The organism is Mesorhizobium sp. RCAM 06353 (genome assembly GCF_059683585.1).
In genome coordinates, this window is record NZ_CM185031.1 from 6,313,465 (window position 1) to 6,333,792 (window position 20,328).

Annotated in this window: 20 protein-coding genes and 1 pseudogene; 9 read left to right on the forward strand and 12 right to left on the reverse strand. The window is 64.1% G+C overall.

What is annotated here, in order from left to right; translation table 11 throughout:
- Window positions 1-5: 5 nt before the first annotated feature.
- The 6 genes from AC56QX_RS30620 to AC56QX_RS30645 are packed head-to-tail and all read right to left on the reverse strand — an operon-like array spanning window position 6 to window position 6,405.
- The gene (locus tag AC56QX_RS30620; RefSeq protein ID WP_497112290.1) at window positions 6-1,253 is read right to left on the reverse strand and encodes an ABC transporter substrate-binding protein; all 1,248 of its coding nucleotides are present in this window, start codon (window positions 1,251-1,253) and stop codon (window positions 6-8) included.
- A 51-nt stretch (window positions 1,254-1,304) separates the two neighbouring features.
- A complete protein-coding gene (locus AC56QX_RS30625) occupies window positions 1,305-2,330 on the reverse strand; it encodes a branched-chain amino acid ABC transporter permease (RefSeq protein ID WP_497112291.1) in 1,026 nt (341 codons plus the stop codon).
- Window positions 2,327-3,373 (reverse strand): branched-chain amino acid ABC transporter permease, encoded by a 1,047-nt coding sequence (locus tag AC56QX_RS30630; protein ID WP_497112292.1) that lies wholly within the window; start codon window positions 3,371-3,373, stop codon window positions 2,327-2,329. The genes AC56QX_RS30625 and AC56QX_RS30630 overlap by 4 nt, the downstream gene beginning before the upstream one ends.
- Window positions 3,370-4,698 (reverse strand): metal-dependent hydrolase family protein, encoded by a 1,329-nt coding sequence (locus AC56QX_RS30635; RefSeq protein ID WP_497112293.1) that lies wholly within the window; start codon window positions 4,696-4,698, stop codon window positions 3,370-3,372. The genes AC56QX_RS30630 and AC56QX_RS30635 overlap by 4 nt, the downstream gene beginning before the upstream one ends.
- 52 nt (window positions 4,699-4,750) lie before the next feature.
- Window positions 4,751-5,530, reverse strand: a complete 780-nt coding sequence (locus AC56QX_RS30640) for an alpha/beta fold hydrolase (RefSeq protein ID WP_497112294.1) — start codon at window positions 5,528-5,530, stop codon at window positions 4,751-4,753.
- Window positions 5,527-6,405 (reverse strand): fumarylacetoacetate hydrolase family protein, encoded by an 879-nt coding sequence (locus tag AC56QX_RS30645; RefSeq protein ID WP_497112295.1) that lies wholly within the window; start codon window positions 6,403-6,405, stop codon window positions 5,527-5,529. The genes AC56QX_RS30640 and AC56QX_RS30645 overlap by 4 nt, the downstream gene beginning before the upstream one ends.
- A 224-nt stretch (window positions 6,406-6,629) precedes the next feature.
- Between AC56QX_RS30645 and AC56QX_RS30650 the strand changes: the two genes are divergently transcribed.
- Window positions 6,630-7,301, forward strand: coding sequence for a FadR/GntR family transcriptional regulator (locus tag AC56QX_RS30650; protein ID WP_287387672.1), 672 nt, complete (start codon window positions 6,630-6,632; stop codon window positions 7,299-7,301).
- 22 nt (window positions 7,302-7,323) lie between these two features.
- On the opposite strand, the gene pobA is transcribed toward AC56QX_RS30650, so the two are convergent.
- From pobA to pcaD, 6 genes and pseudogenes are all read right to left on the reverse strand, one after another.
- Window positions 7,324-8,496 carry a 4-hydroxybenzoate 3-monooxygenase gene (pobA, locus tag AC56QX_RS30655; protein ID WP_497112296.1) on the reverse strand — a complete coding sequence of 391 codons (1,173 nt, stop codon included), beginning with the start codon at window positions 8,494-8,496 and terminating at the stop codon, window positions 7,324-7,326.
- Window positions 8,496-9,547: pseudogene (locus AC56QX_RS30660) on the reverse strand (3-carboxy-cis,cis-muconate cycloisomerase). The gene pobA and the pseudogene AC56QX_RS30660 overlap by 1 nt, the downstream one beginning before the upstream one ends.
- A 19-nt stretch (window positions 9,548-9,566) precedes the next feature.
- Window positions 9,567-10,181, reverse strand: a complete 615-nt coding sequence (gene pcaG, locus AC56QX_RS30665) for a protocatechuate 3,4-dioxygenase subunit alpha (protein ID WP_497112297.1) — start codon at window positions 10,179-10,181, stop codon at window positions 9,567-9,569.
- Window positions 10,181-10,936: a protocatechuate 3,4-dioxygenase subunit beta gene (gene pcaH / locus AC56QX_RS30670; protein ID WP_497112298.1), complete on the reverse strand. Its 756-nt coding sequence runs from the start codon at window positions 10,934-10,936 to the stop codon at window positions 10,181-10,183. Before pcaH ends, pcaG begins: the two co-directional genes overlap by 1 nt.
- Complete coding sequence (pcaC, locus tag AC56QX_RS30675) at window positions 10,926-11,333, reverse strand: 4-carboxymuconolactone decarboxylase (protein WP_497112299.1); 408 nt, start codon at window positions 11,331-11,333, stop codon at window positions 10,926-10,928. Before pcaC ends, pcaH begins: the two co-directional genes overlap by 11 nt.
- Complete coding sequence (gene pcaD / locus AC56QX_RS30680; protein ID WP_497112301.1) at window positions 11,326-12,135, reverse strand: 3-oxoadipate enol-lactonase; 810 nt, start codon at window positions 12,133-12,135, stop codon at window positions 11,326-11,328. The genes pcaC and pcaD overlap by 8 nt, the downstream gene beginning before the upstream one ends.
- Before the next feature lie 93 nt (window positions 12,136-12,228).
- On the opposite strand from pcaD, the gene pcaQ reads away from it, so the two are divergent.
- From pcaQ to AC56QX_RS30720, 8 genes are all read left to right on the forward strand, one after another.
- A complete protein-coding gene (gene pcaQ, locus AC56QX_RS30685) occupies window positions 12,229-13,146 on the forward strand; it encodes a pca operon transcription factor PcaQ (RefSeq protein ID WP_497112302.1) in 918 nt (305 codons plus the stop codon).
- Between the two features lie 141 nt (window positions 13,147-13,287).
- Complete coding sequence (locus AC56QX_RS30690) at window positions 13,288-14,604, forward strand: ABC transporter substrate-binding protein (protein WP_497112304.1); 1,317 nt, start codon at window positions 13,288-13,290, stop codon at window positions 14,602-14,604.
- Between the two features lie 117 nt (window positions 14,605-14,721).
- Window positions 14,722-15,369, forward strand: coding sequence for an ABC transporter ATP-binding protein (locus AC56QX_RS30695; RefSeq protein ID WP_497117976.1), 648 nt, complete (start codon window positions 14,722-14,724; stop codon window positions 15,367-15,369).
- Entirely contained in the window at window positions 15,366-16,094 is a 729-nt protein-coding gene (locus AC56QX_RS30700) for an ABC transporter ATP-binding protein (RefSeq protein WP_497112306.1), read from the forward strand. Before AC56QX_RS30695 ends, AC56QX_RS30700 begins: the two co-directional genes overlap by 4 nt.
- Complete coding sequence (locus AC56QX_RS30705) at window positions 16,091-16,987, forward strand: branched-chain amino acid ABC transporter permease (protein WP_497112308.1); 897 nt, start codon at window positions 16,091-16,093, stop codon at window positions 16,985-16,987. The genes AC56QX_RS30700 and AC56QX_RS30705 overlap by 4 nt, the downstream gene beginning before the upstream one ends.
- Window positions 16,984-18,045 (forward strand): branched-chain amino acid ABC transporter permease, encoded by a 1,062-nt coding sequence (locus AC56QX_RS30710; protein WP_497112309.1) that lies wholly within the window; start codon window positions 16,984-16,986, stop codon window positions 18,043-18,045. The genes AC56QX_RS30705 and AC56QX_RS30710 overlap by 4 nt, the downstream gene beginning before the upstream one ends.
- Before the next feature lie 2 nt (window positions 18,046-18,047).
- A complete protein-coding gene (locus AC56QX_RS30715) occupies window positions 18,048-18,833 on the forward strand; it encodes a coniferyl-alcohol dehydrogenase (RefSeq protein WP_497117977.1) in 786 nt (261 codons plus the stop codon).
- 39 nt (window positions 18,834-18,872) lie between these two features.
- A complete protein-coding gene (locus tag AC56QX_RS30720; protein WP_497112310.1) occupies window positions 18,873-20,318 on the forward strand; it encodes an aldehyde dehydrogenase in 1,446 nt (481 codons plus the stop codon).
- Window positions 20,319-20,328: the final 10 nt, after the last annotated feature.

Below are 20,328 nucleotides of genomic sequence, written 5' to 3' on the forward strand. Positions count from 1 at the left end.
CAGGTTTACGGGCAACTCGGATTGTCGCGGTTGACCGCGCCGAGCTTCATGAACTCGTCTTCGGGAATGCCGAGCGTCTGGTTGACCTGCGGCACGACCTTGACCAGCTTGTTCAGGAGATTGCCATCGGCGCCTTCCGTGACCTCGGTCAGGAAGATGTCGGCGATGGCGTTGCGGTTCTTGTCGAGCGACACCTTGCCGGTCGGTGTATCGAAGGACAGCTTCGACAGCGCCTCGCGCAGCTTCTTGCCGCCGTCGGAGACATCGCCGCCGACCTGGTCGAGACCAAGCAGCGTCGCCTTCATGTCGACATAGTAGCCATGGGCGAAGAGCGAGGGGGACGGAAACGCGCCCGGCTGCTTCTTGTAGGCTTCGACGAAGGCTTTCCAGGCCGGCGCGTCATTGGTGTCGGCGGTCGGGCCGGCCGACGGCGTGCCCTTCAGCACATCCTTCAACTTGCCTTTCGAGGTCAGCACGGTCTGGTCGACGGTGATCGAGCCGCCGATCAGCGGCGCGGTGCCGCCGCCCTGCTGGTACTGGGTCAGGAAGTTGACGGCATCGGCGCCGCCGAGCGCGACATAAATCGCATCGACGTCTTCAGGGATCGCGGCGATGACCGAGGAAAAGTCCTTGTTACCTATCGGCACCCAGGATTTCGACGGCACATGGCCGCCGGCCTTGCAGAACTCGGCCATGAAGCCGAACACCTGCGTGTAGGGGAAGGAATAATCCTCGGCGACGGTGGCGACCTTCTTGTAGCCCTTGTCCTTGAAGGCATAAGTGCCGAGACCGGCCATCCACTGCGCGCCATCGGTCGAGAAGCGGAAGAAGTTTTCCGCCGGATCGCGCAGCGTGGTGTCCTGCGCGGCCGAGGTGCCGTTGATGAAGGTCACGTTCGGCTGTGTCTTGGCATAGTCCTTGACGGCGAGGCCTTCGTCGCCCGAGAGCGGGCCGACCAGCACCTTGACACCGTCCTGCTCGACCAGCTTGCGCGCCGCGCGCACCGCACTGTCGGGCGAGGCGTCGGACGAACCCTTGACGATCTCGATCTTCTTGCCGGCGACGGCGCCGTTCATCTCGGCAACCGCGGTCATGGCGCCGCGCTCGCCGTCTTCGCCCAGCACCGTGAACGGTCCTTCGAAAGTGGCGAGCAGGCCGATCTTGATGGTGTCGTCGGCAGCCAGCGCCATCGAAGGGGCCGTCAGTCCGGTGAACACCGCAAGCGCCAGTAAAGTACGTCTATGCATCCTCATGATTTTCCTCCCGTTGATTTCATTTTGCAGTGGTTCATTCCATCCCGGTTGCTACGGTCCGGGACGCAAGGACTCCTGGACAAGATGTGGCTTGATCCTCCCCCACAACCCAAGAATTCCATCCGGTGAGACGAAGACGATCACCAGGAACACCATGCCGATCAGCGTGTTGAACCGCTCGGCGCCGACGATGTCGATGGCGAAGGTCTGCATCAGGATAACGACGACCGCGCCGAGAAATGGCCCGATCGGATGGCGAAGGCCGCCGATGACGGCAATGATCAGCACGTCGATCGCGGCATCGACGCCGATGGTGCCGGGCGAGACGCGGCCGTTGAACCAGACCAGCAGCACGCCCGCCAAGCCGGCAATGACGCCGGCCAGCAGCCAGGCGAAGACTTTGTGTGCGGTGACGTGATAGCCCAGCGCACGCATCCGGCGCGGATTGTCTCGGATCGCCTGCAAGGTCATGCCGAAGGTCGAGCGCGAGCCATAGAGCACGGCGGCATAGGACAGCACGGCCAGGCCCAGGCAGAGATAGTAGAAAGGTCTGGGATCACGCCAGTTGAGACCCCAGAAGACAGGCGCGCGGATGCCGGCATAGCCGGAATGGCCGTTGAAGATGGCGTAGTTCTGCTGTGCGAAATAGTAGGTCGCGGTGGCGATCGCCAGCGTGATCATGATGGTGTAGATCCCCTCGGTGCGCACCGAGATCCAGCCGATCAGCGCTGATGCCAGGGCAGCCGCAACAAGCGCGAACGGCACCGCCAGCCACCACGGCCAGCCGAAGCCGAGGATGTTGGAATTGTTGTTGCCGAGGATGGCGATGGCGTAGGCTGCGATGCCGGCGACGGTGATCTGCGCCAGGCTGACCATGCCGCCATAGCCGGCGAGCAGCATCAGCGACAGGCCGAGCATACCGAAGATCAAGGAATAGCCGCCGATCTGGGTCAGGAAGAAATCCGAGGCCACCAGGGGATAGAGCACCAGCGCGACACCAAGGATGATGTGGCCGGCGCCAAGCTTCTCCAGCCAGTTCTGCTGATTTGCGCTGGTGGTGGCGATGGCCAGGCTCATCTTGCCTTCCCCATGATGCCTTGCGGCCGCACCGCCAGCGTCACCACCATGATGACGAAGGTCAGCACGATGCCGTAGGTCGGGAAGTAGACGAGGCCGATCTGCTCGGCGAGGCCGATCAGCAGCGCGCCGATCGCAGCACCCGTGATCGAACCCATGCCGCCGACGATGACGACGACCAGCGAGGCCAGGAGATAGCGGACATCCTCGCCAGGCGCGACCGAAAGTGCTGAACCACCGACGACGCCGGCAAAGCCGGCAAGGCCGGCGCCAACCGCAAAGACGATGGCGAACACCGCATGCACATTGACGCCGGACGCCTGCAGCATGGCGCGATCGTCGACACCGGCGCGGATCATCATGCCGACGCGGGTTTTGTGCAGCATCAGCCAGAGGCCGACGCCGATGACGATCGCCGCCGCCAGCACGACGACGCGGTAGAGCGGATAGGTGAGGAAGACCGAGGCGCCGTTGGAGCGCACCGCAGTGATGATCGGCAGCGTCAAGGCACCGTCAAGCCATTCCGGCGTGGTGATCTGATAGGTGCCGCCGGCCCACACCGCCAGCATCAAATCGGCGGCGACGATCGAGATGCCGATCGAAACCAGGGTCTGGCGCAAATCATCGCCTTCGAGGCGGCGGAAAACGAAAACCTGCATGACGACGCCGACGATGGCGAGCGCAGCGAAACCGGCTGCGACACCGAGCAGCCAGTAGCCGGTGCGGTTGGTGACCTCATAGCCGATATAGGCGCCGAGCAGATAGAGCGAGCCGTGCGCCAGATTGACGTTGCGCATCAGGCCGAAGATCAGCGTGAAGCCGCTGGCGACCAGGAAATAGAGGCCGGCCAGGGTGATGCCGTTGAGGATGGCGCTGACGAAGGCCTTTTTCGAGATCAGGATCGCATTCAGCCAATCCGGCCATACCGCAAAGACCAGCCACGCGATGACGGCGGCGGCAAGCAGGCCGACGAGGCCCCAGGCCTGCCGGCGTGTCATGCCGCCGCTTGTGAGCGACTGAGATGGCTGGTCGAGCAGGCTCATGCCGTCAGCCGCCGGCGCTGCTCATTCATGCGCGGCGCCTTGTGGAATTTGCCGTCCTTCATGATGGCAAGGATGCGGTTCTTGTCCTGCAGGATGCGCACGTCGGCGATCGGGTCGCCGTCGATCAGCAGCATGTCGGCGAGGTAACCTTCCTTGATCATGCCGAGCTCGTCGCCCATGTTCATGATCTGGCCGCCATACTTCGTGCCGGCCTGGATCGCCTCCATCGGCGAGAAGCCGAGCATCTCGACGAAGGTCTGGATGTCCTTGGCGTTGGTGCCTTGCGGCGTCCAGGCAAAGCCGTAGTCGCCGCCGATCAGGACGCGGATGCCGCGCCGGTGCATCTTCTTCATCGTGTCGATGCACATTTCGAGCTCGCGCTCATATTCGAGCGACAGCGGCGAGCCCGGCTTGATGCCCCATTGCTCGGCGTGACGGGCGGTGTTGATCAGCCAGGCGATGCCGGGCGCGACGAAATGCTTGTCCTTGACCGCCTCGAGCATGTCGAGCGCTTCCTCGTCGGCGAAGGAGGCATGGTAGATGTTCTGGATACCGTGCCGCACGCATTGCTTGACCGAGCCGGACGAGCGCGCATGCGCCGAGAGCACCTTGTTGCGGCAGCGCGCCTCGGAGGCGGCCATGGCGACCTCCTCTTCCGACATCGGCGTCTCTTCGGCGCCCATCCCGGTGATGCTCTCGCCCGACAAATTGAGTTTTATCGAATCGACGCCGTATTTGATCAGCTGGCGCACGGTGCGGCGGATTTCCTCAGGACCGGAAACGACGATGCCGAGATTGAGACCTTCATGCGGTATGTGCGACGGCGAGGAATCGCCGAGGCCGCCGACCGTGGTGATTTCTGGACCCGCCGCGAGATAGCGCGGTCCGGGAAAGCGCCCCTGGTTGATGAATTTTTTCGCGACGACATCGAGACGCGGCTTGGCGGCAGCGGCACCCCGGCCGGCGGTGAAGCCGGCGTCGAGCACCAGCTTGGCCATCTCCATGGTGACCAGCATATGCTCCTCGACTTCCATCATCTGGATGGGATCGATGCCGGGGGCGTTGTTCCAGGACAGATGCAGATGCGCATCGATCATGCCGGGCATCAGCGTCGCGCCCATGCCGTCGATGACGGTTGCACCACCGCTGTAGGAGGTCGACGAGGACGAGCCAAAGCGCGACGAGCCCTTGGTGATCTGCTTGATGCGGTTGCCCTGCACCAGCACCTCGCCGGTGTAGGGATATTCACCCGTGGCGTCGAGCACGCGCACATTGGTGAACAGCGTGCTGCCCGAACCGTTGCCGTTCCAACTGTCGTCTGCCATCACAAGCCTCCCAACTTGCCGAGCGCATAGTTCTACGCCCGATCTGAAATCCTCACCTATCAACCCGTCTCAAAAAATCGGCGAGCTTCTGGCTGCTTTCACGCGGGCTTTCCACCGTGGCCCAGTGCCCGCACCGATCCAGCGACGAGAATATGGCTCCCTTGATCTTGTCGGCCAGCGCCTGCCCGACACCAGCCGGATTGACCGTGTCGGCATCGCCCGTGACCAATAGCGTCGGCGCCAAGATCCGGCGCGCATCGACAGCGGTCGCCTTGGCCAGCGCCTCGCAGGTGCGGGCATAGGATTCCGGATCCTGCCCGGTGATCGATTCCCGCACGAAGGCGACGGCGGCAGGCGAGGTTTCCCTCGTATGCGCCGAGATCGCATTGGCCACGATCTGGTCGGCGATGTCGGCAATGCCGCCCGAGCGCGCCAGCCGTGCCCGATTGGCGAGGCCTTGCCTGGTTGCTTCGGCCGGTTCCGCCAGCGCACCAAACAGGATCAGCGATTTAACCAACGATGGCTGCGTCGCGGCGATCTGCTGGCAGACGATGGTGCCCATCGAATGACCGACGAAATGTGCTGATATGACCCCCATGCCGTCCATGGCGTGGATCACCGCCTCGCTTATCCCCTCGATGGTCAGCGGTTCGATCGGGCGTGGCGAACGGCCGGAGCCCGGCAAATCGAGCCGGATGATGCGATAGCCGGACAGCGCCGCCATCTGCGGCTGGAACATATTGGATGTGCCGCCGAGACCGTGGATCATCACCACGGCCGTGCCTTCGCCGACGACTTCCGCAACGACCTGGCCAACCGTCACCGTGGTCATTGCGCATGCTCCGCGAAGCGGTTTTCCAGCGTGCCGATGCCGTCGATCTCTATGCGCACGACGTCGCCGGCCTTGAGGTATTTCGGCGGGTCAAAACCGATGCCGACGCCGACCGGCGTGCCGGTGGCGATGATGTCGCCGGGCTTCAGTGTGATGCCTTGCGACAGCGTGGCGATGATGGTCGGGATGTCGAAGATGAGCAGCGATATCTGCGAATTCTGGCGCAGATCCTCGTTGACGAAACAGCGGATGCCGGCAGTCGCCAGATCGAGTTCGTCCCGGGTCACCGCCCACGGCCCCATCGGGCAGAACGTGTCCTGCGATTTGCCGATCAGCCACTGGCTGTATTTTCCCTGCAGGTCGCGCGCCGTGACATCGTTGACGATGGTGTAGCCCCAGACGTGGTCGAGCGCATTCTCCTTCGAAATGCCGCGCCCGCCCTTGCCGATGATCACCGCCAGTTCCGCCTCGTAGTCTATCGCCGTCGAGACGGAGGGGTCGATCAGCACGCTGGCGTGGTTGGCGACGACCGATTCAGGCACTTTGGAAAAGATGATCGGATGTTTTGGGATGGCCCCGGCACCGGCGCTGGAATCGAAACCGCTGCGGGCAAACTCATGCGCATGCTCGTGATAGTTCTTGCCGACGCAAAAGATGTTGCGGCGCGGCTGCGGGATCGGCGCTTCGATCTCGACCTGCGCCAGCGGGATCGGCGACAGCGTGCGCGGCAGACCGGCGCCGTTGCGCTCGATCAATGCCAGAATGCCTGATCTGGCCTGGTCGACGGTAAAATCGAAAGGGGCGATAGCCTGGGCATCGAGGTCGACGAGACCCACGCGACGCTCACCGGCGATCGAAAAAGTCGCGACCCGCATCCAGTTCCTCCCTGAACCAATATTGAGCCAATTATTCGCTCTTTTGTTACACGCTATCGCCGATTGGTTTAGCCCGCAAGAGGAATCTAGGCTGGTCATACCAAAAAGGATTCGATCGCCATCCCTGCCGCTTCATAGGATGTCGAAGAACGCCATGCGGTGGACGAGGGTAGCTGAAGCTGCTATCAATGGTTCAGTATCGGATCAGATAAAAGTTGCCAGACATGCCAAAGCTCGTCGCCAACGATATCGCCACCGCGCTGAAGAAACGCATTTCATCAGGCGAATGGATCGAGAATGGCCGCATGCCGCCGGAGCGCGACCTGGCGAGCGAATTCGGCGTGGCGCGCAACACGGTGCGGCGCGCCGTCTCCTTCCTCGAGGATGACGGCACCGTCGTGCGGCATGTCGGACGCGGCACGTTCCTGACCACCACCAACCCCGCTTCGATGGCGGCGGTTGTCGGCCGGATGGAAGGCACCAGCCCGGCCGACATGATGGAGATCAGGCAGTTGCTGGAGCCGGCGGCGGCGGCCTTCGCCGCCACCAATGCCAGCGCCATGGAGCTCAACGCCGTGCGCGAGGCGCACAAGATCGCTTCGGAGTCTCAGGACATGCCGACCTTCGAGCATTGGGACGCGGAGTTCCACCACCGCATCTTCGCCTGTTCACGCAACGACTTCCTCAAGGAGATCCACAATCTGATGCGCATCCTGCGAAATCAGGCGCCATGGTTCGAAATGAAGAAGCGCTCCTTTTCCGAGGAGCGCCGCGGCATCTATTGCAGCGAACACCAGACCGTCCTCGACGCGCTGCTGCGGCGCGATCCCGAAAGCGCCAGCCAGGCCATGCTGGCGCATCTGAGAACCGTCGAGCGCAATCTGCTGGGACGGTAGCCGCCGGATTGCTTGCCGCCGGTCAGTAAGGCAACCCAACATAGTTCTCGGCGAGCGCGGTCGATGCGGCCTGCGAATGCACGAGATAGTCGAGTTCGGCTTCCTGGATGCGCTGGCCGAAGTCGCCGGTGTCGGGAAAGCGGTGCAGCATGGTCGTCATCCACCAGGAAAAACGGACTGCCTTCCACACCCGCGCCAGCGCCTTGGCTGAATAGGTGTCGATGCCAACGGTGGACTTGTCGCGGTAGTAATCGCGAAAACCGGCAAAGAGATAGCGCACGTCGCTGGCGGCCAGGTTGAGGCCCTTGGCGCCGGTCGGCGGCACGATGTGGGCGGCGTCGCCGACCAGGAACAGCCGGCCGAAGCGCATCGGCTCGGCAACGAAGGAGCGCAAAGGCGCGATCGACTTCTCGAAGGACGGCCCGGTGGTGACGCTTGCCGCCGTCTGTTCCGGCAAGCGGCGGCGCAACTCATCCCAGAAGCGGTCGTCCGACCACGCCTCGACACGATCGTCCTGCGGGCATTGCACATAGTAGCGGCTGCGATGCGTCGAGCGCATCGAGCACAGCGCAAAGCCCCGCTCATGATTGGCGTAGACCAGTTCGTGATCGGCCGGCGGCACCTCGGCCAGCACGCCGAGCCAGCCGAACGGATACTGCCGCTCGAAGGTTTTCAGTGAGCCCTCAGGTACCGACCTGCGGCTGACGCCGTGATAGCCGTCGCAGCCGGCAATGAAGTCGCAATCGATACGAAGGCTGATGCCGTCCTTGTCGTAGGTGACGAAAGGTGTGCCGCCGTCGAAATCGTGCAGCGCGACATTAACGGCCTCGTAGACGGTGACGAGCCCTGCCGCCTCGCGCTTGTCCATCAAATCATGCGTCACTTCGGTCTGGCCGTAGACGGTGACATGCTTGCCGCCGGTTAGCGCCGCGAGATCGATGCGGTGCAGGCGCCCGTCGAAGGCGAGCGAAATGCCGGAATGCGGCAGCCCTTCGGCATGCAGCCTTGCGGCAGCACCAGCTTCTTCCAGCAATTCGACCGTGCCCTGTTCGAGCACCCCTGCCCGCACGCGGCCAAGCACGTGATCGCGGCTCGAGCGTTCCAGAATGATTGTCTCAACACCGATGCCGGCCAGAAGCTGCCCGAGCAGCAGGCCGGACGGTCCGGACCCGATAATGGCGACCTGGGTGCGCATCAGTGGCCGAGGCTTTCGACCTGCGCGGCCAGTTCGGCGGCGAGGCGCAGCGATGCGGCGGCGGCGACGACCATCTGCGGCAGCAGCAGCCATTCCAGTGTCCACGCCGCGCCAGACCGCTCCTGCTCATGCACCAGCGCCTGGTGCATGCCGGAAAGCTGCGTGGCGTTGAAGCGGGCAAGCGCCACCAGCGCTTCGGCCTTCACCGGGTTGTGCTTGTGCGGCATGGCTGACGAGCCGCCACCGCCGGAAAGCGCGATGTCGGTTCCAGCCATCGCCATCAGCGCAATGTCCTGGCCGAATTTGCCGAGGCTGCCGGTCAGCAGCGACAGCCAGCCGGCGAAGTCGGCGAGCGCGTCGCGCTGGCTTTGCCATTGCGGCGCATCGCCTAGGCCGAGTTTTTCGGCAAGTGCGGCACGCACCGCCGGCCCCTTGCCACCAAGCTTTTCCAGCGTGCCGGCAGCACCGCCGAACTGCACCACGAGCAGGCGCCGCGATTGTTCCGACAGTCTTTCCTGATGTCGCTGTAGCGGTGCCCGCCACGCCGTCACACGATCCGCCACCTTGATCGGAATTGCTGGTTGCATGCGCGTCATGCCGGTCAGCGCCCTCCCCCGAAGCGCTCTTCGAGCGAGGCGAGGCGTATGATGATCTCGGTCAGCAACAGGCCGAGATGCTCGACGACGGATTTCAGCCGGAGTATCAGGCCGGTATCGATGACATCCTGGCTGGTCGCGCCGAAATGCACTTGCTGGCCATGCGGTTCGCCCACGGCAGCCCTGATCTGGCGCACCAGTTCCGGCACCATGACGCCGTCCCTGGCGACGCCAGCCCTGAGCAGGGCGGTGTCTGGCCGGAACGAAGCCAGTGCCGACACGATCGCTGTCGACGCATCCCTGGTGATGATGCCGTTTTCCGCCTCCGCTTCGGCCAACGCGTGTTCGAAGGCCAGCATCGCCTCTATTTCCGCGTCGACGGAAAAATGCCTTGATGCTTCCTCGTCGCCAAGAAGGGCGGAAAGTAACGGATGGTCGAAGGGCGATACGGTCATGTCCTGCTCCTCCTGACCATCAGCTGTCGAAGAAGACCGTTTCCTTCTCCCCCTGGAGATGGACGTCGAAGACGTAAGTGTCGCCCTGGCGCTCGGCGATCAGCGTCGGCACGCGGATGTGGTGCTCGATGCGCGCCAGGATCGGATCTTGCGAATTGGCCTTTTCCTCATCGGAAAAATAGAGTCGCGTGTGCAGGCCGAGATTGATGCCGCGCGCGACGATCCAGAGCGTGATGTGCGGCGCCATCAGGCTGCCATCTCTGAACGGCACGCGGCCCGGCTTGATCGTCTCGAAGGAGCAGACGCCTGTTTCCATGTCTGTCGGGCAACGGCCCCAGCCGAAAAAGTTCGGATCGGCGGTGCCGCGCAATTCGGCCGGCGAATTGTAGAGCCCGTCCGCATCACCCTGCCAGATCTCGATCAGCGCATCCTTGAGCGGCGTGCCGGTGCCGTCGAGCACCCGGATACGCAGGCCGATGCGCTCGCCTTTGGTCTTGTCGTTGACCATGGTCGTGCCGAGATCACTCGCATAAACGCCGCCGATGCCGCAGAAATTCGGCGTCAGCCCGATATGGACATAAGGTCCCGCAGTCTGCGAGGGGCTCTCCTTCAGCCGGTCGAGCGACTGGGCCATCAATTGCCCTCCAGCCGGTTTTCGAACAGCGACGAACGACGCCCGCGCAGCACGATGTCGAACTTGTAGGCGAGCGCGTCCATCGGGATCGTCGCCTGCGTGTCGAGGCTGGCCGTCAGCGCCTCGATGGCCGCCTTGTCGGCGATGCCGCGAACGATCGGGCACTTCCAGATCAGCGGATCGCCTTCGAAATACATCTGCGTGATCAACCGCTGAGCAAAGCCATGACCGAAAACCGAGAAATGGATATGCGCCGGGCGCCAGTCATTGGGCCCGTTCGGCCAGGGATAGGGGCCGGGCTTGACGGTGCGGAAGGCATAGAAGCCGTGCTCATCGGTGATGGTGCGGCCGCAGCCGCCGAAATTCGGGTCGAGCGGGGCCAGATAGCCGTCCTTCTTGTGGCGGTAGCGGCCGCCGGCATTGGCCTGCCAGAATTCGATGAGCACGCCGGGAACACCAACGCCGCGCTCATCGAGCACCCGCCCGTGGACGATGATGCGCTCGCCGATGGCGCTCTCGCCTGGCCTGGCGAAATTGTGGATGAGATCGGCGTCGAGTTCGCCAAGCATGGCGTGGCCGAAAACCGGTCCGGCTATTTCCGACAGCGTGTTGTCGAAGGACAAAAGCGCCTTCTGCGGCGAGCGCAGCACCGAACTCTTGTAGCCCGGCGTCAGTGCCGGCGGATGCCATGTCCGGTCGCGCTGGAAGAAGGCGCTGGTCTCGGGCCTCCGGTTCGAGCCGGACTCAGCTGGCATTGTCGGCTCCGTCCATTTCCGAAAACACGTCCTTGGCTATTCTGAAGGCACGGTTGGCGGCCGGCACGCCGGCATAGATGGCGACATGCAGGAACGCCTCGCAGATATCCTCACGCGTCGCACCGGTGTTGGCGGTGGCGCGCACATGCAGGGCGACCTCCTCATCATGGCCGAGTGCGGCCAGCAGCGCCAGCGTGACGATCGAGCGCTCGCGCTTGCTGAGACCCGGCCGCGCCCACACCGTTCCCCAGGCGGCCTCGGTGATCAGCTCCTGGAAAGGCTGGTCGAAATCGGTGGCGGTGACCTCGGCCCGGTCGACATGGCGGTCGCCGAGCACCGCGCGCCGCACGCCGAGGCCGGTGCGATATCTGGCAGCGTTGCCGGGGACTTCATCCATGGGTTTGTGCTCCAGAGGCAAGCGATGCGACAAAATCGCGGATCAGGGTGGTGAGCGCTTCAGGCTGTTCGACGCAAGGAATATGCCCGGCGTCGCGGATGATCTCGAAACGCGCGCCGGGGATCAGATCGGCCAGCGAGCGGACAAGAGCGGGCGGGGTCGAGCCGTCCTGGTCGCCGGCGATGCAAAGCGTCGGTACGGCGATGCGGCGTGCTGCGTCGGTGAAATCCGCGTCGCGAACCGCTGCACACGTCCCGATGTAACCGGCGACAGCCTGCCGGGTCATCATGTTCCAATAGCCGTCCAGTTCGGCCACCCGTGCGGTGTGGAAGGCGGGGGTGAACCACACTTTGAGCACGCCATCGGCAATGGCCTGGATGCCCTTGCTTTTGACCGTTGCGATGCGGGTGTTCCAGCTCTCGTTGGTGCCGATCTTGTGAGCCGTGTCGCACAGGATCATCGCCTCGACGATCTCCGGCCGCCTGGCATAGAGCCCTTGCGCGATCATGCCGCCGACCGACAGGCCGCACAGCACCACCCTCTCCAGCCCGAAATGATCGATGAGCGTCGAGAGATCGTCGACATGATCGTCGATCGACCTGATGTCGCCGATATCGGACAGCCCATGGCCGCGCTTGTCGTAGACCAGCAAGGGCATCTCGCCATCAAGCGCCGAGACGATCTCGTCCCAGATGCGGAAATCGGTGCCAAGCGAATTGATGAATATGACCGTGCGCGCATTGCCGGTCGCCTTGACGTGGCGGTGATGCAGCGTGATGCCGCCGATGGTGACGAATGGCACGATTTCGATCCTCCGCCCCCACATTGCACAAGGCATTTGGTTCGGTAAAATGATATTTTGCGCCGTTTCATTAACTCAGGGGTTATCAGATCCATGTCCGAGAGCCGCATCCGCTTCCGTCACCTGCAGGCATTCCTGGAGGTCGCGCGGCAGGGAAGCGTGGCTCGCGCTGCCGACTTCCTGCATGTCAGCGCGCCGGCGGTGACCAAGACCCTGCGTGAACTGGAAGAGGCGCTCGGTGTCGCCGTTGTCGAGCGTGACGGGCGAGGCATCCGCGTCACAAGGCTTGGCGAGATCTTTCTTGGCCATGCCGGCTCGGCGATTACGGCTTTGAAGCGCGGCGTCGATTCCGTTCGCCAGGACGGCGCCATCAATCGCCATCCGATCCGCATCGGAGCGCTGCCGACAGTGTCGGCAAAGGTCATGCCGAAGGCCATGAGCCTGTTCCTCGGGGAAAACACCGGCGCCGCGATCAAGATCGTCACCGGCGAGAATGCCGTGCTGCTCGAGCAGTTGCGCACCGGAGCACTCGATCTCGTCGTCGGACGGCTGGCGGCGCCCGAAAACATGACCGGATTCTTCTTCGAGCACCTCTATTCCGAACAGGTGCTGTTCGTGGTGCGGGCCGGACATCCGCTGCTGGAGCCGGAGGCGGACATCTTCGCCAGGCTTGACGAATTCCCGGTGCTGATGCCGACCCGGGAGTCCGTGATCCGTCCCTTTGTCGACCGCCTGTTCATCACCAACGGCATGACCGCGCCGGCCACCGAGATCGAAACCGTCTCGGATTCGTTTGGCCGCTCCTTCATGCGGCAGAGCAATGCGGTGTGGATCATTTCGGCCGGCGTCGTCGCCAACGAAATCGCCAGCGGCACTTTCGTCGCCTTGCCGGTCGACACCGACGAAACCAAGGGACCGGTCGGCCTGACGATGCGCACGGACACCGCCCCCTCGCCCGCTTTCACCATCCTGCTGCAAACCATTCGCGAGGCGGCCAGACCGGGCAAATGAGTGTTAGGCCATTCAAACCGGCTCGGTCCCTGATCGCGAATCTCATAACCCTGGGGTTAATGAAACACCGCAAAATATCATTTTACCGAACCAAAACGCTGGTGCACTGTGCCAATGGAGGAGCCACAGAGGGAGGAACGCATGACCTATTCTATCGGCAGCAAATCCAGTATTCGCGGTATTTCGCGGCGCCAGTTCATCGCCACCTCGATTGCCGGCGGCGCGGCGCTCGCGCTTGGCGGCCGCAAGGCCTTCGCGCAAGCCGGCGACACGCTCAAGGTCGGCTTCGTCAGTCCGCGCACCGGGCCGCTGGCCGGTTTCGGCCAGACCGACGGCTACGTGCTGGATCTGGCGCGCAAGGCGCTGGCCGGCGGTCTTGAGATCGGCGGCAAGAAATACAGTGTGGAAATCCTCGACCAGGATACGCAATCGGATCCCTCCCGCGCGGGCCAACTCGCCAAGGACCTGATCAACAACCAGGCCATCGACCTGATGCTGGCGGTCTCGACGCCGGAGGTGATCAATCCGGTGGCCGACGCCTGCGAGGCCGCCGGCGTGCCGTGCCTGTCGACGGTGATGCCCTGGGAAGCCTGGTATTTCGGCCGTGGCGCCAAGCCGGGCGCGCCCTCGCCGTTCAAATGGACCTATCATTTCGGCTTCGGCGTCGGCGAATTCTTCAAGACCTACATCTCGCAATGGAACCTGATCGAGACCAACAAGAAGGTCGGCGTCATGTATCCCAACGACGCCGATGGCAACGCCATCCGTGCCAATCTGGCGCCGCTGCTGGCCAAGCAGGGTTTTACGATTGTCGATCCGGGTGCCTACGAGACCGGCACCACCGACTATTCCTCGCAGATCGCGCTGTTCAAGCAGGAGGGTGTCGAGATCTTCAACTCCTTCCCGATCCCGCCTGACTTTGCCGCGTTCTGGCGCCAGGCGGCGCAGCAGGGGCTGATCAAGCAGATCAAGATCTGCCAGGTCGCCAAGACCGGGCTGTTCCCGTCCGACATCGAGGCGCTCGGCGATCTCGGCATAAAGATTTCGAGCGCCGCCTACTGGCACAAGGCCTTCCCCTACAAGTCGCCGCTGACCGGCGTTTCGGGCACGGAGCTGGCCGACGGCTATGAGGCGGCGAGCGGCAAGCAGTGGACGCAGCAGCTCGGCGCCTCGATGTCGCTTCTCGACGCCGGCTTCGAAGCGCTGAAGGCCAGCACCGACGCCAAGGACAAGGCGGCCGTGGCCAAGGCGCTAAGCACGCTGAAGACCGAGACCATGATCGGCAAGGTCGATTTCACCAACGGCCCGGTGGCCAATGTGTCGCCAGGTCCGATCATCGGCACGCAGTGGGTGGCCGCCAAGGAAGGCAGCAAATTCCCGCTCGACTATGTGGTGACCGAGAACGCCACCGACCCGAAGGTGCCCGTCGAAGCCAAGCTTCTGCCTTACAACGGCTGATGGACCGCTGACGAGGACCGTCTGGTGACCCATCCGCAACAACAGGCTGTTCTCGCCGCTGCCGGCATCCACAAGCGCTTCGGCGCGCTTGTGGTGCTGGATGCGGTCGATTTCGCCATGGCGGCCGACGAAGCGGTCGGCATTGTCGGCCCGAACGGCGCCGGCAAGACCACTCTGCTCAGCGTGCTTTCGGGCGCCTTTCCGCCAAGCTCGGGCACGGTCAGCTTCAAGGGTGGTGACGTGACGGCCTTGCCGGCGACGCAGCGCTGCCGGCTCGGCCTGGTGCGCACGCATCAGGTGCCCAAACCATTCAGCGGCATGACCACTTTCGAGAATGTCTTCGTCGCCGCCTCGCATGGTGCCGGCCTTGGCCGCGACGAGGCCTATGAGGAGGCGCTTGGTTCGCTGAAACTGTGCGGCATGCTGGGCGTTGCCAACCGGCGCGCCGAGACGCTCGGCCTGCTCGACCGCAAGCGGCTGGAACTGGCACGGGCACTTGCCGCGCGACCGACGCTACTGCTGCTGGACGAGATCGGCGGCGGGCTGACCGACGGCGAAGCCAGCGAACTTGTCGACACGATCAAGGAATTGCGCCGGCGCAAGATCGGCGTCGTCTGGATCGAGCACATCGTCCACATCCTGCTGCAGGTGGCCGAACGGCTGATCTGCATGGATGCGGGAAAAATCATCGCCGATGGCGAGCCGCAGGCCGTCATGGCCGATCCCGAGGTCGTGCGCGCTTATCTCGGCGGAGGCCCGAAATGAGCCTGCTGTCGGTCGAGAACCTGGTTGTCCGGCACGGCCTGCTGCAGGCGGTGCGCGGCGTGAGCTTCTCTGTCGAGCGCGGCGAGACACTGGCGCTGGTCGGCGCCAACGGCGCCGGCAAGACGACGCTGCTCAGGGCAATCGCCGGCGCGCACCAGCCGGCGGCCGGCCGCGTGCTGCTGGACGGCGCCGACCTCAACGATGTGCCGTCGCATAGACGCGTCGGCATGGGCATCGCGCTGGTGCCGGAGGGCCGAAAACTGTTCGTGCAGATGACGGTCGAAGAGAACCTTCTGCTCGGCAAGACCGCCGGCCGGCCGGGCGACTGGAGCGTCGACAGAGTGCTCGAGATGTTCCCCAATCTGAAGCCGCGTCGGCACGCAAAGACAGGTCACCTGTCGGGCGGCGAGCAGCAGGCAACCGCGATCGGCCGGGCGCTGATGAGCAATCCCGACGTGCTGCTGCTCGACGAGGTTTCGCTTGGTCTGTCGCCGCTGATCGTCGATCGCGTCTATGCAGCCCTTCAGGGACTGATCGCTTCCGGCACGACGATCATCCTCGTCGAACAGGACCTCAACCGCGCGCTTTCGGTATCCAACAGGGTTATCTGCATGCTCGAAGGGCGCGTCGCCCTGGAAGGGCCGAGCAAGCAGGTTTCGCGCGACGATGTGACAAAAGCCTATTTCGGCCTGCACCGGAAAGGCACCGGGAGCGTTCCGGCATGAGCAACCAGATCATCCAGGGCATCCTGCTTGGCGGCTACTATGCGCTGATCGCCTGCGGCCTGTCCTTCATGTTTTCGGTGATGCGGATCATCAACCTCGCCCATGGCAGCCTTGCCGTGTTCGCTGCCTACGCGCTGTGGTGGCTCGCCTCGCGGTTCCATATCTCGCCATTTCTCGGCCTGCTCATCGTGCTGCCTTTGATGGCGGCGATTGGTTGGGCGTTGCAGCGCTTCCTGCTCGAACGCAGCGCGCGCGGCGGGGCGCTGCTGCCGATCCTGACCACGTTTGGGCTGGCCATCGTCATCGACAACATGCTGTTCGAGCAGTTCGGCGCCGACACGCGTTCGCTGGCGCCCTATATCGGCAGCCTGTCCTATGATTCCTGGGAATGGCCGGGCAGCATCTATGTCGGCAAGCTCGCCGTCATCATGTTCGCCACCGCCGTGATCCTGCTCGGCGGGCTGCAGCTTTTCCTCACCCGCACCAGGCTTGGCCGCTCGATCCGCGCCACTTCGGAAGACCCCGATACAGCCGGACTGGTCGGGGTCGATGCGCGCCGCGCCAACGCCATTGCCGCGGCCATCGCCATGGTCACGGTCGGCCTTGCCGGCGCCTTCCTCGGCATGCGCGCTACCTTCGATCCCTATGCAGGCGCGCCGCAATTGCTGTTTGCCTTCGAGGCGGCGGTGATCGGCGGCGCCGGTTCACTGTGGGGAACGCTGATCGGCGGCATCGTGCTGGCGCTCGCCCAGACACTCGGCGCGCAAGTGCATCCGCAGGGCTTTCTGATCGGCGGCCATGCCGTGTTCCTCGTCGTGCTGTTCGTGCGGCTGTCGACATCAGGCCTTGGCCTGCGCGGCCTGTTGCGCCTGCCGTCCCGGAGCGCGTCATGAGCGCCGTTTCGTCCTCGCCGGTCATCGAGCGCGGTACGGCGACGTCGCGGATTGCAGCAGTGGCTGTCGTCGTCATCATCGCGCTGCTCGCGATCGCACCGCAGTTCCTGTCGGCCGGCGCGGTCGACCGGATGACGGCGCTGTTCATCTATGTGATCCTGGCGGCGATGTGGAATGCGCTGGCCGGCTTCGGCGGCCTGGTCTCGGTCGGGCAGCAAGTGTTCTTCGGACTGGGCGCGTATTTCGCCATCCGGCTCGCCGATGCCGGCCTCAATCCTTTCGCCTCGCTATTCGTTTCGGCGATCATTGTCGGCGCGATCTCCTGGCCGCTGTCGCTGTTCATGCTGCGGCTGCGGAACGGCGAGTTCGCCATCGGCATGTGGGTGATCGCGGCGCTGACACATCTGCTGGTCAATCTCGACCGGCTGGTGCAGGGCGAAACCGGCACGTCGCTGATCTCGCTCAATGTCTATGACGCCGGCACCAGGCGGGCTGTCATCTACTGGCTAGCGCTGGCCTCGATGACCGCGCTGCTCGCGATCCTGTTTGGCCTGCTGCGCGGCAGCACAGGTGCCGCGATCCGCGCGATCCGCGACAATGAGGATGCTGCTGCCTCCGTCGGCGTGCGCGTCACCGGCACCAAGCGACTGCTGTTCGTGCTTGCCGCCTTCGGCATCGGCATTGCCGGCGCGCTGTGGCTGGCAACCTCCATCACCTTCCAGCCGAAGACCTATTTCAACGTGCAGTGGACCGCCTACATGATCTTCATGGTGCTGGTCGGCGGCATCGGCACGTTCGAGGGCGCCATTTTGGGCGCGCTGGTGTTCTTCCTCATCGAGACCTGGTTCGGCGGCACCGGCGTCTGGTACCTGGTCGGCCTCGGCGCCACCGCCGTGCTGTTCTCGCTTTTCCTGCCGCGCGGCCTGTGGGGGACGATCGAGGAGCGCTTTGGCCTGCGCCTGTTGCCGGTCGGCTACCGCGTCAGGCTTCCGGCATCTGCCGACGGCGAAGCGACGCCCTCGCCACAACAATCCACGACATCTCGGGAGAAGGCATGACCATGCTTTTCGGCAAGACCATCCTCATCACCGGTGTCGCCTCCGGCATCGGCGCGCGTACGGCGGAACTCGCCGGCCAGTTCGGCGCCGATGTGATCGGTGTCGATGTGCGCGAGCCGGCGGCAGTGGTCGGCAGCTTCGTCAAGGCCGACATCTCATCCAAGGCCGGCGTCGACGACCTCATCGCGCGTCTGCCGCTGCGTCTCGATGCGCTCTGCAACGTCGCCGGCCTTTCCGGCAACACCGGCGCGGCGTCGACGCTGGCTGTCAATTTCTTCGGCCTCAGGGCGCTCTCCGAAGGCCTCGCGCCAAAGCTTCGCGAGGGTGGCGCCATCGTCAACGTCGCCTCGATCGCCGGCTATGGCTGGCGCGCCAATCTCAATCGCGCCGCTTCCATGGCCGGCATCGAGGGCTTTCCCGATGTCACCGACTTAGTCTGCACGCACGCGGTAAGGAACGAGGAAGGTTATCCCGTTTCCAAGGAACTGCTGCTGCTATGGACCTTCAGAGCGGCGCATCAGGATCTGTTCAAACGCCGTGGCATCCGCGTCAATGCGGTGAGCCCCGGTCCAGTCGAGACACCGATCCTGAAACAGTTCCGCACCGTGCTTGGCGATGCCCGCGTCGACAGCGACATTGCCAGGGTCGGGCGCGCCGGCACGTCGGGCGACATCGCACCGGTGGTGCTGTTTCTGTGTTCGGACGGCGCGCGCTGGGTCAACGGCGCCAATGTGCCGGTTGACGGTGGCCTCGAAGCATCGATCAATGCCGAGATGTTCGGCTTCTAATTCAATGAGCACGCTCCTTACGGAGCGAGGGAGACAATCATGGATATCGGACTTCTGATCGACGGCGACGAAAGGGATGCGTCCGGTTCGGCCTCCTATGAGCGCATGGACCCGTTCACCGGCAAACTGGCAACGCGCGCCGCGGCGGCCAGCGTGGCCGATGCCAATGCCGCCGTCGAAGCCGCTGCCGCTGCCTTTACGACCTGGTCGAAGACCGGGCCGGGCGAGCGCCGCGCCTTGCTGAGCAAGGCAGCTGACGTGATGGCCTCCAAGGTCGGCGAATTCACCAAGCTGATGATGGAAGAGACCGGCGCCACCGGTCCCTGGGCCGGATTCAACGTCATGCTGGCCGCCAACATGCTGCGCGAGGCAGCCGCGATGACGACGCAGATTTCGGGTGAGATCATCCCCTCCGACAAGCCGGGCACGCTGGCCATGGCGATCCGGCAGCCGGCTGGCGTATGCCTCGGCATCGCACCGTGGAACGCGCCGGTCATCCTCGGCACCCGCGCCATCGCCATGCCGATCGCCTGCGGCAACACGGTGGTGCTGAAGGCCTCGGAAATGTGCCCGGGCACACACCGGCTGATCGGCCAGGTGCTGGTCGAGGCCGGCCTGCCCAAGGGCGTCATCAATGTCGTCACCAATGACCCCAAGGACGCCGCAGCAATCGTCGAGACGCTGGTCGCGCATCCCTTGGTCAAGCGCGTCAACTTCACCGGCTCGACCAAGGTCGGCAAGATCATCGCCGAACTCGCTGGCCGGCACTTGAAGCCGGCGCTGCTCGAACTCGGCGGCAAGGCACCGCTGCTGGTGCTGGACGATGCGGACATCGACGCCGCAGTCAACGCAGCGACCTTCGGCGCCTTCATGCATCAGGGCCAGATCTGCATGTCGACCGAGCGCCTGATTGTCGATGACAAGGTCGCCGACGAGTTCGTTTCCAAGCTGGCAGCCCGCGCGTCGCAGCTCCCGGCCGGCGATCCGCGCGGCCATGTCGTGCTGGGCTCGCTGATCAGCAGCCAGGCGGCCGACAAGATGGAAGAGCTCGTCGCCGACGCCGTCGGCAAGGGCGCCAAGTTGGTGGCCGGCGGCAAGCGCACCGGCACCGTGGTGGAGGCAACGCTGCTCGACCATGTCACGCCGGCCATGCGCGTCTATGCGGAAGAATCCTTCGGGCCGGTCAAGCCGGTGATCCGGGTGAAGGGCGAGGAGGAGGCCATACGTGTTGCCAACGACACCGAGTACGGCCTGTCGTCAGCCGTGTTCAGCCGCGACATCAAGCGCGCCATGGCTGTAGCCGCACGCATCGAGGCCGGCATCTGCCATATCAACGGTCCGACCGTCGGCGACGAAGCGCAGATGCCGTTCGGCGGCGTCAAGGGCTCCGGCTACGGCCGCTTCGGCGGCAAGGCCTCGATCGCCGAATTCACCGATCTGCGCTGGGTGACGATCGAGGATCCGGGCCAGCACTACCCGTTCTGACCTGGCCCCG